Raw genomic sequence first — 12,551 nt, 5'->3', positions numbered from 1 at the left:
GTCAGATCATTTCCGGGCATCGACGCGACGATGGCCGGCACCCGGACAGGGCACCGACCACCGGTCGTACGTGGTCTGACTCAGACGGCCCGACGACCCTCGAAGGCCCGGCCGAGGGTGATCTCATCCGCGTACTCCAGGTCGCCGCCGACCGGCAGGCCGCTGGCGAGCCGGGTCACCGAGATCCCCATCGGCTTCACCATCAGCGCCAGGTACGTGGCGGTCGCCTCGCCCTCGGTGTTGGGATCGGTGGCCAGGATCAGCTCCCGGACCGTGCCCTCGCCGAGCCGGATCATCAGCTCCCGGATGCGCAGATTGTCCGGCCCGATCCCCTCCAGCGGATTGATCGCGCCACCGAGCACGTGGTAGCGGCCGCGGAACTCACCGGTCCGCTCGATGGCCACCACGTCCTTGGGCTCCTCCACCACGCACAGCACCTCGTTGGTGCGGCGCGGGTCGCGGCAGATCCGGCACTGCTCGGACTCGGCCACGTTGTAGCAGGTCGTGCAGAACCGGACCAGCTCCTTGACCTTGCGCAGCGCGCCAGCCAGCCGGTTGACGTCGGTCGGATCGGCCGACAGGACGTGGAACGCGATCCGCTGGGCGCTCTTCGGGCCCACGCCCGGCAGCCGACCCAGCTCGTCGATCAGATCCTGGATGGCACCTTCGTACATCTGCCGCTCAGAAACCGGGCAGGCCGAGGCCGCCCATGCCGCCGGTGACCGGGCCCATCTTGCGCTCGGTCAGCTCCCGTGCCGCCTCGGCGGCGTTGTGCACGGCCGCGACAACCAGGTCCTCCAGGGTCTCCACGTCGTCCGGGTCGACGGCCTTCGGGTCGATCTTGATCGCCTTCAGCTCGCCGGCACCGGAGACGGTCGCGGTGACCAGCCCACCGCCGGCGGTGCCGGTCAGCTCCGCCTCGGCCAGCTCGGCCTGGGCGGTGGCGATCTGCTGCTGCATCTTCTGCGCCTGCTTCAGCATCTGCTGCATGTTCGGCTGTCCACCTGGGCGCACGGATGGCTCCTTCTCGCACTCGTCTGCTGGGCCGCCGCCCAGCCTAACCGCTGTGACCGACCCCGCCCCGCCCGGTGCGTCCGCCCACGCCGGGCCTTCCGCGCCCTTTTCCGGGACCGGGGACGGCGCGGCTCAGAGCCGGTCGTACTGCTCGCGGACCAGGGACTCGACGACGGGCACGGTGTCCGACGAACCGCCAACCGCGCTGACGATAACGACGATCTCGTCCCGGCCCGTGACGGCCCACACGCCGGCCCGCTCGGCACCGACGAAGGCCGCCGACCTGAACTGGTGTCGGCGGAGTCCGCGGACACCGTCCACCCCGCCCGAACGGCCTGCCGGGGTACGGCTACCACCACCCCGAACCGGCCATCTGGAGGTAGTGCGCCGGGGTCGGGCGCACTGGTCTGCTCGACGGCATGAACCTCAACCGCACCGGACGGATCGGCGCGCTGTGCTGGGCCGCTGCCGCGCCGGTCTTCCTCGTTGCCAGCCTCGTCACCGGCCTGCGCTGGCGTCAGCCGACCTACAGCTGGGCCATCCACAACATCAGCGACCTCGGCAACGTCCACTGCGGGACCTGGGACACCACCCGACCCCGCTACGTCTGCTCCCCCTGGCACCCGGTGATGAACATCGCGACGCTGGCCACCGCCGTGCTGCTCGCGGCCGGGCTGCTGTTGACCTGGCGGCTCCTCGGTCGGGGTGGCGTGGTGCGGTCGACCCAGGCGCTCCTGCTGCTGGCCACCGGCGGGTACGCCCTGGCGGCCCTCTACCCGGCGGATGTCGACGAGAACCTGCACGTCCTCGGCGCAGTCCTGATCATGGGGCTGGGCAACGTCGGGCTGCTGCTCGCCGGCTTCGCACCGGGCACCACGCTGCTCGGCCGGTGGCGACGGCTCACCCTCGTCGCCGGGCTGACCGCGCTGGCCGGCACGGTGCTGTTCTTCGCTCAACAGGGCATGGGGATCGGGGTGGGCGGCATGGAACGGGTCGCCGTGCTGCCCTTCCCGCTCTGGGCCTGCTGCCTGGGCGTCCTGCTCGCCGAGACGTCCGCCGACCGGGGACGGCGTGACGCGCCGACCGGCGCCACCGCCGAGTGACCAGCGCCGCTAGCGCGCGTCGACCTCGTCGATCTTCTCGGCGCCGAACGTCTCGCGGAGCAGCCGTACCGCCTGCTCCTCGCTGGACTCCCGGGCGGTCTTCTCGTCGATGACCTCGTCCAGCGGCTCGTCGCCCGGATCGAACCCCTCGTAGGTCGGGGTCGCGGCAGGCGCCGCGCCACCCGGCTTGCCGCCGCGTCCCGGACCGTCGAATTCGGGGTCGTAGGGCGGTTCGCCGGCCCATTCGGCGTCCGCGACGGGCCGGGCCGCCGCTCCGGTACGCGGACCGCGCCCCGCCGCCGCAGCGCGGGCCGCGGCGATGGCACTGCTCACCGGGGCACCGCCGGTGGCCGGCTGGCGGGCCGCCGGCGTCGGGTTGGCCCGGCCGCCCGGCCTGCCGTCGCCGGCCGCCGCACCCGAGCCGTGCCCGTTCGACTGGGCGCCGGTCCCGTTGGTACGCCCCGGGCCGGCGCCATTCGCACCGGTCGCGCCGGAACCGCCGGTGGGGTCGTCCACGGCCGAGCCGCCCGGCCGGGCGGCCTCCGGCCAGTCCTCGTCGTCCGTCGCCTCGGCGGCGGGGGCGCTGCCGCCGGGTCGGGCCGCTTCCGGCCAGTCGTCCTCGGCGTCGGCCGGCGCGGCCGATCCGCCGGGCTGGCCACCGCCCTCCCGACCCGCAGTGTGGCCGACGGGCCGGGCTGCGCCCTGCCCACTCGCACCGTGGCCGACGGGCTGGGCAGCGCCCTGCGGACCCGCGCCGTGACCGACGGACTGGCCGCCGTGCGGACCCGCGGCCTGACCGCCGGAAGAGACACCGGGGCCACCGCGCGCACCGGACGGGCCGCCGGGCAGGTCACCCGGGGCGCCGCTCGGGACGGGTGCGGCGTTGGTGCTCGGCGGGGTGGCGGGAGCGGGAGGGGTGTCCACCGCGGCGGGTCGGGCCGGCGCGGCGGGTTGCGAGCGCGGCGGGCCGGACAACGACACGCCGCCCCGCTCGCCGGCCACCTCGCAGCGGATCTGCCAGCGCCCGCCCAACTCCTCGTAGAGCGCGTCGGTCAGCACCGCCGCGTGGTCGGCCATCATCTTGGCCAGCACGGTGGACTTCACCGTCAGCACCAGCATGTCGCCGTCGAGTTCGCGCACCACCGCGTCACGCATCAGGGCGGCGATCCGCTTGTTGGTCCGGTTGACCTTGCCGATCACGTCGGGCCACGCCCTGCGGACCGTGACCGCGTCCAGCGCGGCCGGCGCGGCACCGGGTCGGGGCGGCTCCGGCGTCACCGGGTCGGGGAGCACCGCCGACGGCGGCACCGCGCGACGTGGGGCCGACGACCCCCCGGGCGAAACGGTGCCGGCGGGTGCGCCCCGGTCGACGGAGGTCGGCGCGGCGGTCGCCGACGCGCCGGGTGACACCGGGATCGGGGAGTCGGCGTTCGGGGCCGGAACGTTCGAGCCTGCGGCGTTCGGGGCCGGAGCGCTCGGGGCTGGGTCGACGTTCCACGGGGGTGCCGAGGTCGGGGCGGCGGCGGGTGCCGGGGCGGCGGTAGCCGGGGACGGAGTGGCCGGCTGTGGGCGTACCAGCGGGTTGGTGGCCGGCGCGGAGCCGGCGTCGGCGCCGCCCAGGGTGAGCCGGCGTTCCATCCGCTCCAGGCGCTGGAGCAGGCCGCCGGTGGTGTCGTCCGCGCCGGGGAGCAGCATCCGGGCGCAGATCAGCTCCAGCAGCAGCCGGGGCGCGGTGGTGCCGCGCATCTCGACCAGCCCGTTGTGCACGATGTCGGCGCAGCGGGACAGCGTGGCCGAGCCGAGCTGCGAAGCCTGGGCGGCCATCCGCTCGATCTGGTCGGCGGGGCCGTCGATGAGGCCCTTCGCGGCGGCGTCCGGCACCTGCTGGAGAACGATCAGGTCGCGCAGCCGCTCCAGCAGGTCGGACGCGAACCGGCGCATGTCGTGCCCGGCCTCGGCCACCCGGTCGACGGTGGCGTACGCGGCCGCGCCGTCACCGGCGGCCAGCGCGTCGCACATCTCGTCGATCAGCGCCGAGTCGGTGACCCCGAGCAGGGCGACGGCCCGGGCGTAGCTGACCCCCTCCGCGCCGGCGCCGGCGATGAGCTGGTCGAGCACGGAGAGGCTGTCCCGCATGCTGCCGCCACCGGCGCGCACCACCAGCGGAAAGACCGCCGGCTCGACGGTGACTCCCTCCGCCTCGCAGAGCTGCTCCAGATAGGGGCGGACCACCTTCGGCGGAAACAGCCGGAACGGGTAGTGGTGGGTCCGCGACCGGATCGTGCCGAGGACCTTCTCCGGCTCGGTGGTGGCGAAGATGAACTTGACGTACTCCGGGGGCTCCTCGACGAGCTTGAGCAGGGCGTTGAAGCCCTGCGTCGAGACCATGTGCGCCTCGTCGATGATGTAGATCTTGAAGCGGCTGCTGGCCGGCGCGAAGAAGGCACGCTCGCGCAGATCGCGGGCGTCGTCGACACCGCCGTGGCTGGCCGCGTCGATCTCGATCACGTCGATGGAGCCGGTGCCGTCGGTCGCCAGCGAGCGGCAGGACGCACACTTGCCGCACGGCTCGGGGGTGGGGCCCTGCTCACAGTTGAGCGAGCGGGCCATGATCCGGGCGCTGGTGGTCTTGCCGCAGCCACGGGGGCCGGAGAAGAGGTAGGCGTGGTTGAGCCGCCCGCTACGCAGGGCCTGCGACAACGGCTCGGTGACGTGCTCCTGCCCGATGACCTCGGCGAAGGTACGCGGCCGGTACTTGCGGTAGAGCGCCAGCGTCACTCGTCCCGCCTCCTCTCGACCGAGCCATTCTGCGCCGGTCGGGCGCGGGTGACCACCCACCCCGCCGGGCACCGTGGGTTACCGCGCTTGATCGACTCGGCTTCCTGGAAACCGGGGTGTCCGCATGCCCGGGATGCCCCGACATCACCGATGTCGAGTGGATCAACCAGGCCCACAGACAAAAAGGCCTCCCGTGCACCCGGCAGAGCTCGCTTATCCTTGCTGCCTTCCGGCCCTGGGGAGGTTCACGAGATACCGCCGCACGGGAGGTGACGCCAAGCCTACCCGACGGCCCGTCGATCTTCAGGGGGTGGTGGGGTGACCCTGCCCGTGGGGGCCTGTATCCTGGCTCGCGGAGGATTCGCCTAGAGGCCTAGGGCGCACGCTTGGAAAGCGTGTTGGGTTTACACCCTCACGAGTTCGAATCTCGTATCCTCCGCTCGCCTGAGCAGACGTGAACGCCCGGCAGGTCCGCATGGACCCGCCGGGCGTTCGTCTTGTGGTCTCCGTCGTCCGGCAACGGGACGACACGAGGACGCCAGGGCCGGCGGACGGGCCGGCCCTGGCGTCAGTCGGTGCGGGTCAGAACCTGCCCTCGGCCACGTCCGCGAGAGTCACGCGGGTCACCGTGTAGTTGACGGTCACGCCCACGCTCTCCGAGACGTACTTGATCAGCAGGCCGGTGTCGGCGTCGATGGTCAGGCTGTCAGTGCCGCCGCTGGTGATCAGCGCGCCGGCGGCAAGGGTGATCACCGGCTGGCCGCCGAGGGTGCCCTCCGTGACCTTGACCTCGGGCATCTGCCCCAGCAGCCGCACCACCCCGGCGCGGACCGTCGGGCTGCCGGCGCCCGCCTTCAGGGCGTCCATCGAGTTCTCCCAGACCCAGTTGTCGGTCCGGTTGCCCACGGTGGACGCGTCCTGACCCGTGGCCTTGAGCTTCGCGGCGATATTGGCGTCGATCGACGGCTTGGCGCCGGGCGCCTCGAGAGTCGGCGCGGTCTTCGGGTCCTTCACGTACGCGAGCGCCATCCTCTTGCGGGCCTCGTTCAGGTCGCCCTTGGCCGCGTACTCCGCCGCCGCGACCGCCTTCTTCCTCCCGGCCTCGTCCTCGCCGCTCGTCGCGTGCTTCCCCTTCACCTGTGCAGGGAGGGCACCCCGGGTCTTGGCGAAGTAGAGGTCGCCGTTGTCGGCGAACAGGTCCCAGACATCGACCTTGAGGCCGTCCGTGTAGACCTGGTCGCGCAGCACGAGCGTCGCGTCGCCCTCGGGCTGCGGGGCGGTGGTCAGATAGCCGACCAGCTTCACCAGCGGGGCGTTCTGGGTGGTCGCGCTGGTCGCCGCGGGCTTCGGGGCGGCGAGGTTGGGCGCCGGGGCCTGGGTGCCGGTGCCGGCGGTGACCACGGCGACCGCCGCGACCGCGGCGGCGAAGCCGGTGCCGGCGGTCGCGCGCCACGCCAGGCGGCGGTGCCGCAGCTTCCGTCCGCGGCTCTCGATCTGCTCGAGGTCGGGCGCGTACGACCGGTCCCCGACGATGCCCTGCAGAGTCGCGCTCAGACGTGCCTCGGTGTCGTGTGGCATGGTCAGATCTCTCCTCGGTTCAGTACGGACTTGAGCTTGATCAACGCCCGGCTCGTCTGGCTCTTGACGGTGCCCTCGCTGCACCCGAGGGCCGCGGCGGTCTCCCGCTCGCTGAGCCCTTCGAGAAATCGCAGGACGACGGTCGCCCGCTGCCGCGCGGGCAGCGACTGCAACGCCTGGAGCAGCTCGGCGCGGTTCACGACCTCGTCGGACATGTCCGCGACGGTGCTGTCGATGTCGGGTTGCACGGTGATGTTCCGGACCCGGCGCCAGCCGCGTCGCGACTCGTTGATCAGGATGCGTCGCACGTACGCGGACGGGCTGTCGGCCCTCTGGACCTTGCGCCAATTGCTGTACGCCTTCGCCAGGGTCTCCTGGACAAGGTCGTCGGCCAGGTACCAGTCCCCGCAGAGCAGGTACGCCGTGCGGTGCAACGATGGGGCGATCCCCTGGACGAAAACCCGAAAATCGTGCTCCGAGTCGCTCGCCGTCCCGGCTGGTCGGTGCTTCATTGCGGTCGTCACATGGGGGAAGACACCCGTGTGGGCGCGGACGTTGTCAAGGGTGTCGGATCTTTCTCGGATCATGTGGTCTCATCGACGTCGTGGCAGCGACGACGTGGGAATGGGACGAGACGTTGTACGCGGGCAGCGCGAGCCACTACAGCGTCGGCCGTATGCCCTACCCGCCCGGCCTCGCCGAGGCCGTCGGAGAGGCACTCGGCCTCGACGGCACCGGCCGACTGCTGGACGTCGGCTGCGGACCCGGATCGGTGACGCTCCTGCTCGCGCCCCTGTTCGAGGCAGCGGTGGGCGTCGACGCCGACCAGGGCATGATCGACGAGGCGCGGCGCAGGGCCGACGAGGTCGGGGTCGCCAACGTCGAGTGGCGGCACCTCCGCGCCGAGGCCCTGCCGGCCGGCCTGGGCACGTTCCGGGTGGCCACGTTCGCCCAGTCGTTCCACTGGATGGATCGGCTCCTCGTGGCCCGTCGCGTCCGCGACATGCTCGCGCCCGGCGGGGCCTGGGTCCACGTCAGCGCCAACACCCATCAGGGCGTGACCGGGGACGACCCGCTGCCGTACCTCCGGCCGCCGTGGCGGCAGATCGACGACCTGGTCGCCAGCTACCTGGGACCGGTCCGCCGGGCCGGTCAGGGGTGGCTGCCCGCCGGCACGCCGGGCGGGCAGGAAGAGATCATGCGGCAGGCCGGCTTCACCGGCCCCACCCGGATCGAGATCGACGGGGGAACGGTGGCGGAGCGCTCCGTGGACGAGATCGTCTCGGCGGTGTTCTCCCTGTCCAGTTCGGCACCGCACCTGTTCGCCGACCGGCTCGCCGCCTTCGAGGCGGATCTCCGTCGCCTCCTGTCCGAAACGGCACGCGACGGCCGTTTCGCCGAACGGAGACGAGAGGTTGGCGTCGCGATCTGGCGCCTCTGACACCGCGTCACCCGCGAGGGCGTGCCCAGGCGAGGAAACGCTCGGCCAGCCGAGCCGGATCCAGGCCGGTGAGCTGTTCGCCGGCCTCGGCCTGGAGCGTCGCCAGGTAGACCAGCAACGCCAACCGATCGTGTCGGTACTCGGCAAGCAGGCGCACCTTCGCCGCCGAGCAGGGCCAGGCGATGCCGCACGCATGGCAACGCCAGGTCGGGCGGCTGGGTAGGTGCGGAGGCGAATGGCGGCCTCTCATCTCATCCGACCCCTACAGAGCCACCCCGGAGCGACCGGCGGGTGGTAGCCGCGGACGTCGGGGCGGTCATCCGCTGCACACCCTCAACCAGGACGTACAGAGACCGGCGCGCTACCGCGTCCCCCTTCGAGTCCAGCTCGTACGCGTCGATCCAGAGCCATCCGTGGTAGGTCGGCCAGTCGAGGACCCGAATCACGCGGACCACGATCGGCCGGACGTACTGAGGACTCGCCGCCCGGGTCAAGCGCAGGAGATCGCCCGACCTCATCCGCGGCTCCGGCTTGCCCAGCACGTCTCCCCCCTCCTCGTCGGGAGGGGCCGCCCCTGAGTGCTCGCCCACGAGGCGACCCCGGCACGAACGCGTCCGCCGGGTTTCGCTCCCTGCCGGCCGCGCCGTCCACAAACACCCTGCGAAGCGTGACGAGACATCAACAGCCCGTAGAAGATATGGTCGCCAGACATTCCGAACATCCGACGGGAGACGCCGTGAACGACGCCCTACGCGCCGCCCTTGGCGACACCGGGCACACGATCGAGTCACTCGCGGAGCAGGTCGGGGTAGATCCAAAGACTGTCGCGCGGTGGCTGAACGAGGACCGCATACCTCACCCCCGACACCGGGAGTGGCGGCGGTTGCTCTCCGGCGACCCATCGGAGACATATGGCCGGACACCGCAAGACGTCGAGACCTCATCTGGTTCCGGCCTTGGCAGGAGATCGAGCGTGAAGCTGTCGCGCTGCGGTCGTATCAGTCGGTCGTCCTACCGGGTCTACTTCAGACGGAGTCCTATGCCCGAGCCGTGCTCGCAGGCTCTGACGTCATCGCCCGGGGAGACGTCGAACGACACCTGGCTTCTCGGCTCGCCCGGCAGAGCATCCTGTCGCGCGACGACCCGCCGCGTTTCACCGCCGTGGTTGACGAAGCCGTTCTGCGGCGGCCGGTCGGCGGACGGCAGACGATGCGTGAGCAGCTTCAAGCACTCCTCGTCGCGTGCGAGGCCCCGCACGTCCGCATGCACATCGTGCCGTCGTCGGTCGGTGCGTACGCTGGGCTGAACGGCCCGTTCGTGATCGCAGTGGGGCCGGAGCACCGGACCGCGGGCTACCTCGACAATCAGCTTCAGGGGCAGGTCGTCACCGACGCCGAAGACGTCGCCGCAATACTGACGGCTTGGGAGAACGTGCGTGGCGAGGCGCTGTCCCACTGGCAATCGGTCGACCTACTGACGGAGGTGGCAAAGACATGGAACTGACCGGCGCGCGGTGGCACAAGAGCAGCCGCAGCAGCGGCAACGGCGGTGACTGTGTAGAGGTCGCGGACAACCTGCCCGGCGTCGTCGCCGTCCGCGACTCGAAGAACCCTTCCGGGCCGGCGCTGACCTTCACCCCGGCCGCCTGGCGCATGTTCGTCGCCCAGGTGGTCGAGCGGGCCTGATCGAACATCGGAGCGCGAGAGCGTCAGCCGCACGCTCCAGGCGTGTGCGAGGTCCAGCGCAATCGGTCGATCTCATCACGAAAGTGGCGGAGACATGGAGCTGAGCGGCGCCCGGTGGCGCAAGAGCAGCCGCAGCAGCGGCAACGGCGGCGCATGTGTCGAGGTCGCCGACAACCTGCCCGGCGTCGTCGGCGTACGGGACTCGAAGGACCCGACCGGTCCGGCCCTCACCTTCACGCCGGCCGCCTGGCGCGCGTTCGTCACCCGGCTCGCTCCGCCGGCCTGACCGGGACCGGCTCGACCGGTCGGTTCGGCAGCACAGGCGGGGTGCGGAGAGACCAGAGCGCCAGGGGTACGGCGGCGACCGCGGCGGTCAGCAGGATCAGGCGGTGGTCGACGAGTTCGAGCAGGCTCGCGCCGGCCAGCAGGGCCACGGTGGACGGGCCGAAGGTCAGTGTGTTGACTGTCGACGCCACCCGGCCAACCAGCTCGCCCGGCGTCTCCCGCTGGACGGCCGTCCAGACGGTGACCAGCACGAGTGGCACGCCGAGCCCCACCGCCAGCCCGCCGGCGACCACCAGTGCGATCGAGGTCGTAGCCCGTAGGGCCAGCCCGATGGCGAAGACGGCGACCGCCCCGGCCACCACCCGCCGGTCGCCGAAGCGGCGCAGCAGTGATCCGGCGGCCAGCCCGCCGATGAGCGACCCGACGCCCTGCACGGTGGCGAGCACACCGTTGAACTCCGGCGGCCGTCCCAGGCCGGCGTCCACCACGGCGTACGCGACGGCGCCGTTGAGCCCCATCAGCACCATGGTGAGCGCGGCGCAGCCGACGACGTGCCGCAGCGCGCGATGTCGGCGCAGGTGCCCCCAACCATCGGCGAGCTGCCGCGTCCAGCGCTCGGGACGCCCGGGTGGCTGCTCCCGGACCCGCAGCGACCAGAAGACGATGCCGGCCAGCACGAAGGTGGCCGCGTCCAGGAGCACCACGGGGTGGGCGCCGTACGCGGCGAACAGTCCCGCCCCGGCCAGCGGGGCGAGCAGCTTCATCCCCTCGTTGATCGTGGTGCGGAGCCCGTTGAAGTCTCCGAGCAACGGGCCGGGGACGACCGCCGGCACCAGTGCTGCCTCGGCCGCGTCGGTCAGCACGAAGGTGATCCCGTACGCGGTCATCACCGCGAAGATCAACCACACCCGGGTTGCCGAGTCGACCAGCAGCAGCACCGGCAGCAACGCCGCCATCACCGCGTGCAGGACGATCAGCAGCGGCCGGCGACGGAACCGGTCGGCGAGCAGCCCGAGCAGCGGCCCGACCAGGGTGGGCGCCCACACGCCCAGGGTCACCAGGGCGGCGAGGCTGCTCGACCCGCTCAGCTCCTTCACCCAGATGCCGGCCACCAGCAGCATCGCCGCGGTGCCGAAGCCGGACACCAGCACCCCGCCGAGATAGCGGCCGGCGTCGCGATCGGTCAGCACCCTCGCCGTACCCCAGCTCATCGCACCTCCCCGCCAGCGGCCGATTCTGCCCCAGCGGTGGCTGCGGCGGGTGCCTCGCCGCCCGGCGGGTACGGTCCGAGGATCGACGCCGGCGCGGCCGGAATCCGTCGTACACATGTTCTATCCACAGCCTGTGGACGGCGGAGGGTTCGATGGGTTACCAGCTCAGCGCCGTGGTCGCGGACGCCGAACTGCTCCGCGAGCAGACCGCCGAGCTGGATCACGCGGTCCTCGGCGAGCTGCGCCAGGACTTCGCGCTGCTGCCGGTCACCCCGCAGTTGGTGGTGGAGCTGACCGGGTCGCTGCCGGACTTCGCGGTGGACGACCGGAGCCCTGAGCATCCGTTCGGGCTGGTGTTGTCGTCGGCGCTGGTCGAGGTGCTGGTCCGTTGGTCGTTGCAGGGGCCGGTGGCATACCTGGAGGCCGAGTTCTTCGGCGGCGCCGGCTACCAGTCGGCGGCGGTGTGGCTGGGTGGCGCGCTGTCCTGGGGGCCGCGGTTCGACGACGTGCTCGACGCGCCGCGCGACCGGTGGCCGATCAACTCGGCGCTGACCCGGCTCGGTGTCGAGCCGGGCACCTGGATCGACCCGTTCGCGGAACTGGGGTTGCACCTGGAGCGGAACACGGACGGTTGGCTGGCGCACGGGCGGCGACGGCTCAGCGCCGACTACTGGGATGAGCTGGTCGAGGAGTGGGAAAACCAGTAATCCGGCGATCGGCAGCAACCTGAACGGCCTGGTCCCGTTGGGGACTGGGGGATTCCATGAAATTGCGACAATTTGCTTTTATTGCCACGCTGCTGACGGCTGCCTGGATTTCGGGCAGCGGCGCGCCGCCATACGGGCCAATCCCGGACGGGCGACCCGCCGGCAGCGTGGAGGTCATCGACCTGAACGGCCTGCGCAACATCGAGTTCGGCGACACCGAGGACGAGCTGACCCGCCGGGGCATCCTGCGCACCGACATGGACGCCTGCGGGCCGGTGCTCGCCGGCCACGACATGGTCAGCCCGGTCTTCGCCGAGGAGAAACTGGTGCTGCTCTGGGTCGGCGACCCGATGCGGACGCCGGAGGGCATCACGGTGGGCTCACCCGTCGACGAGGTGTGGTCGCGCTACCCGTCGGTCACCCGGCTGCGTGCTCCACAGGGGACACACCGGTTCGACGGGCTGCTGGCCCGCAGCGGCGATCGCGCGTACCTCTTCCTGCACGACGGGCTCACCGTCCGCAAGACCATCGCCGGGTACGCCGAATGGGCGCGCCGCCTCTTCGACGAGGGCACCGGCCCCTGCTGACGGCATTCGGACCCCGAGCGAGACGCGAGGGCCGGCCGCTCGTGTGTGTCCCGGGTGGACGGTAGGTCCGGGGACCCGGTCCGCTCGGCCCGCCAGGGCAGCGCCGGTGTCAGCCGCGCAACGACCGCCAGAAGTCGTACGAGTAAGCCGCCGCGAAGTCCG

The 12,551-nt window shown here is 71.9% G+C and carries 14 protein-coding genes, 1 tRNA gene, 1 other RNA gene and 1 pseudogene; 8 read left to right on the top strand and 9 right to left on the bottom strand.

Translation table 11 applies throughout. The annotated features are described in order from the left end of the window. Nucleotides 1-80: 80 nt before the first annotated feature. Nucleotides 81-674: a recombination mediator RecR gene (gene recR, locus ACTWLT_RS00250; RefSeq protein ID WP_252417424.1), complete on the bottom strand. Its 594-nt coding sequence runs from the start codon at nucleotides 672-674 to the stop codon at nucleotides 81-83. A 7-nt stretch (nucleotides 675-681) separates the two neighbouring features. Beyond that, complete coding sequence (locus ACTWLT_RS00245; RefSeq protein WP_252417486.1) at nucleotides 682-990, bottom strand: YbaB/EbfC family nucleoid-associated protein; 309 nt, start codon at nucleotides 988-990, stop codon at nucleotides 682-684. A gap of 443 nt (nucleotides 991-1,433) precedes the next feature. On the opposite strand from ACTWLT_RS00245, the gene ACTWLT_RS00240 reads away from it, so the two are divergent. Further along, nucleotides 1,434-2,117: a DUF998 domain-containing protein gene (locus ACTWLT_RS00240; protein WP_445316648.1), complete on the top strand. Its 684-nt coding sequence runs from the start codon at nucleotides 1,434-1,436 to the stop codon at nucleotides 2,115-2,117. A gap of 9 nt (nucleotides 2,118-2,126) precedes the next feature. Here ACTWLT_RS00240 and ACTWLT_RS00235 read toward each other — a convergent pair whose 3' ends face one another. Next, on the bottom strand, nucleotides 2,127-4,895 hold the full coding sequence (locus ACTWLT_RS00235) for a DNA polymerase III subunit gamma and tau (RefSeq protein WP_445316647.1): 2,769 nt from the start codon (nucleotides 4,893-4,895) through the stop codon (nucleotides 2,127-2,129). A gap of 182 nt (nucleotides 4,896-5,077) precedes the next feature. Next, nucleotides 5,078-5,167: signal recognition particle sRNA small type (gene ffs, locus ACTWLT_RS00230), an RNA gene on the bottom strand. Between the two features lie 82 nt (nucleotides 5,168-5,249). Here ffs and ACTWLT_RS00225 point away from each other — a divergent pair. After that, nucleotides 5,250-5,334: transfer RNA gene (locus ACTWLT_RS00225), tRNA-Ser, on the top strand. Nucleotides 5,335-5,477: 143 nt separating this feature from the next. Here the strand turns inward: ACTWLT_RS00225 and ACTWLT_RS00220 are convergent. After that, entirely contained in the window at nucleotides 5,478-6,473 is a 996-nt protein-coding gene (locus ACTWLT_RS00220) for a hypothetical protein (protein ID WP_445316646.1), read from the bottom strand. Between the two features lie 2 nt (nucleotides 6,474-6,475). After that, the gene (locus tag ACTWLT_RS00215) at nucleotides 6,476-6,985 is read right to left on the bottom strand and encodes a SigE family RNA polymerase sigma factor (protein WP_445316645.1); all 510 of its coding nucleotides are present in this window, start codon (nucleotides 6,983-6,985) and stop codon (nucleotides 6,476-6,478) included. A 92-nt stretch (nucleotides 6,986-7,077) separates the two neighbouring features. On the opposite strand from ACTWLT_RS00215, the gene ACTWLT_RS00210 reads away from it, so the two are divergent. After that, nucleotides 7,078-7,914, top strand: a complete 837-nt coding sequence (locus ACTWLT_RS00210; protein WP_445316644.1) for a class I SAM-dependent methyltransferase — start codon at nucleotides 7,078-7,080, stop codon at nucleotides 7,912-7,914. A 7-nt stretch (nucleotides 7,915-7,921) separates the two neighbouring features. On the opposite strand, the gene ACTWLT_RS00205 is transcribed toward ACTWLT_RS00210, so the two are convergent. Next, nucleotides 7,922-8,071, bottom strand: a complete 150-nt coding sequence (locus ACTWLT_RS00205) for a hypothetical protein (protein ID WP_445316643.1) — start codon at nucleotides 8,069-8,071, stop codon at nucleotides 7,922-7,924. 94 nt (nucleotides 8,072-8,165) lie between these two features. Beyond that, nucleotides 8,166-8,432, bottom strand: coding sequence for a hypothetical protein (locus ACTWLT_RS00200; RefSeq protein ID WP_445317031.1), 267 nt, complete (start codon nucleotides 8,430-8,432; stop codon nucleotides 8,166-8,168). Nucleotides 8,433-8,650: 218 nt separating this feature from the next. Here ACTWLT_RS00200 and ACTWLT_RS00195 point away from each other — a divergent pair. From ACTWLT_RS00195 to ACTWLT_RS00185, 3 genes and pseudogenes are all read left to right on the top strand, one after another. After that, nucleotides 8,651-9,417 (top strand): annotated as a pseudogene (locus ACTWLT_RS00195) (Scr1 family TA system antitoxin-like transcriptional regulator). Then, nucleotides 9,408-9,599: a DUF397 domain-containing protein gene (locus tag ACTWLT_RS00190; RefSeq protein WP_445316642.1), complete on the top strand. Its 192-nt coding sequence runs from the start codon at nucleotides 9,408-9,410 to the stop codon at nucleotides 9,597-9,599. The pseudogene ACTWLT_RS00195 and the gene ACTWLT_RS00190 overlap by 10 nt, the downstream one beginning before the upstream one ends. Nucleotides 9,600-9,693: 94 nt before the next feature. Beyond that, a complete protein-coding gene (locus tag ACTWLT_RS00185; protein WP_445316641.1) occupies nucleotides 9,694-9,885 on the top strand; it encodes a DUF397 domain-containing protein in 192 nt (63 codons plus the stop codon). Here ACTWLT_RS00185 and ACTWLT_RS00180 read toward each other — a convergent pair. Beyond that, on the bottom strand, nucleotides 9,860-11,095 hold the full coding sequence (locus tag ACTWLT_RS00180; protein WP_445316640.1) for an MFS transporter: 1,236 nt from the start codon (nucleotides 11,093-11,095) through the stop codon (nucleotides 9,860-9,862). The genes ACTWLT_RS00185 and ACTWLT_RS00180 overlap by 26 nt on opposite strands. 152 nt (nucleotides 11,096-11,247) lie before the next feature. Between ACTWLT_RS00180 and ACTWLT_RS00175 the strand changes: the two genes are divergently transcribed. Beyond that, on the top strand, nucleotides 11,248-11,802 hold the full coding sequence (locus ACTWLT_RS00175) for a hypothetical protein (RefSeq protein ID WP_445316639.1): 555 nt from the start codon (nucleotides 11,248-11,250) through the stop codon (nucleotides 11,800-11,802). A gap of 92 nt (nucleotides 11,803-11,894) precedes the next feature. Continuing rightward, complete coding sequence (locus ACTWLT_RS00170) at nucleotides 11,895-12,389, top strand: hypothetical protein (protein WP_445317030.1); 495 nt, start codon at nucleotides 11,895-11,897, stop codon at nucleotides 12,387-12,389. Nucleotides 12,390-12,551: the final 162 nt, after the last annotated feature.

The organism is Micromonospora yongxingensis (genome assembly GCF_052601155.1).
Note: the sequence above shows the minus strand (reverse complement) of the source record. Positions and strands in the feature narration are given on the sequence as shown.

Bases quoted from the DNA above. Each gene is read 5' to 3' on its own strand.
- ACTWLT_RS00220 (WP_445316646.1), bottom strand. From the start codon at position 6,473: ATGCCACACGACACCGAGGCACGTCTGAGCGCGACTCTGCAGGGCATC.
- ACTWLT_RS00245 (WP_252417486.1), bottom strand. From the start codon at position 990: ATGCAGCAGATGCTGAAGCAGGCGCAGAAGATGCAGCAGCAGATCGCC.
- ACTWLT_RS00200 (WP_445317031.1), bottom strand. From the start codon at position 8,432: ATGAGGTCGGGCGATCTCCTGCGCTTGACCCGGGCGGCGAGTCCTCAG.
- ACTWLT_RS00180 (WP_445316640.1), bottom strand. From the start codon at position 11,095: ATGAGCTGGGGTACGGCGAGGGTGCTGACCGATCGCGACGCCGGCCGC.
- ACTWLT_RS00185 (WP_445316641.1), top strand. From the start codon at position 9,694: ATGGAGCTGAGCGGCGCCCGGTGGCGCAAGAGCAGCCGCAGCAGCGGC.
- ACTWLT_RS00175 (WP_445316639.1), top strand. From the start codon at position 11,248: ATGGGTTACCAGCTCAGCGCCGTGGTCGCGGACGCCGAACTGCTCCGC.
- recR (WP_252417424.1), bottom strand. From the start codon at position 674: ATGTACGAAGGTGCCATCCAGGATCTGATCGACGAGCTGGGTCGGCTG.
- ACTWLT_RS00240 (WP_445316648.1), top strand. From the start codon at position 1,434: ATGAACCTCAACCGCACCGGACGGATCGGCGCGCTGTGCTGGGCCGCT.
- ACTWLT_RS00215 (WP_445316645.1), bottom strand. From the start codon at position 6,985: ATGAAGCACCGACCAGCCGGGACGGCGAGCGACTCGGAGCACGATTTT.
- ACTWLT_RS00190 (WP_445316642.1), top strand. From the start codon at position 9,408: ATGGAACTGACCGGCGCGCGGTGGCACAAGAGCAGCCGCAGCAGCGGC.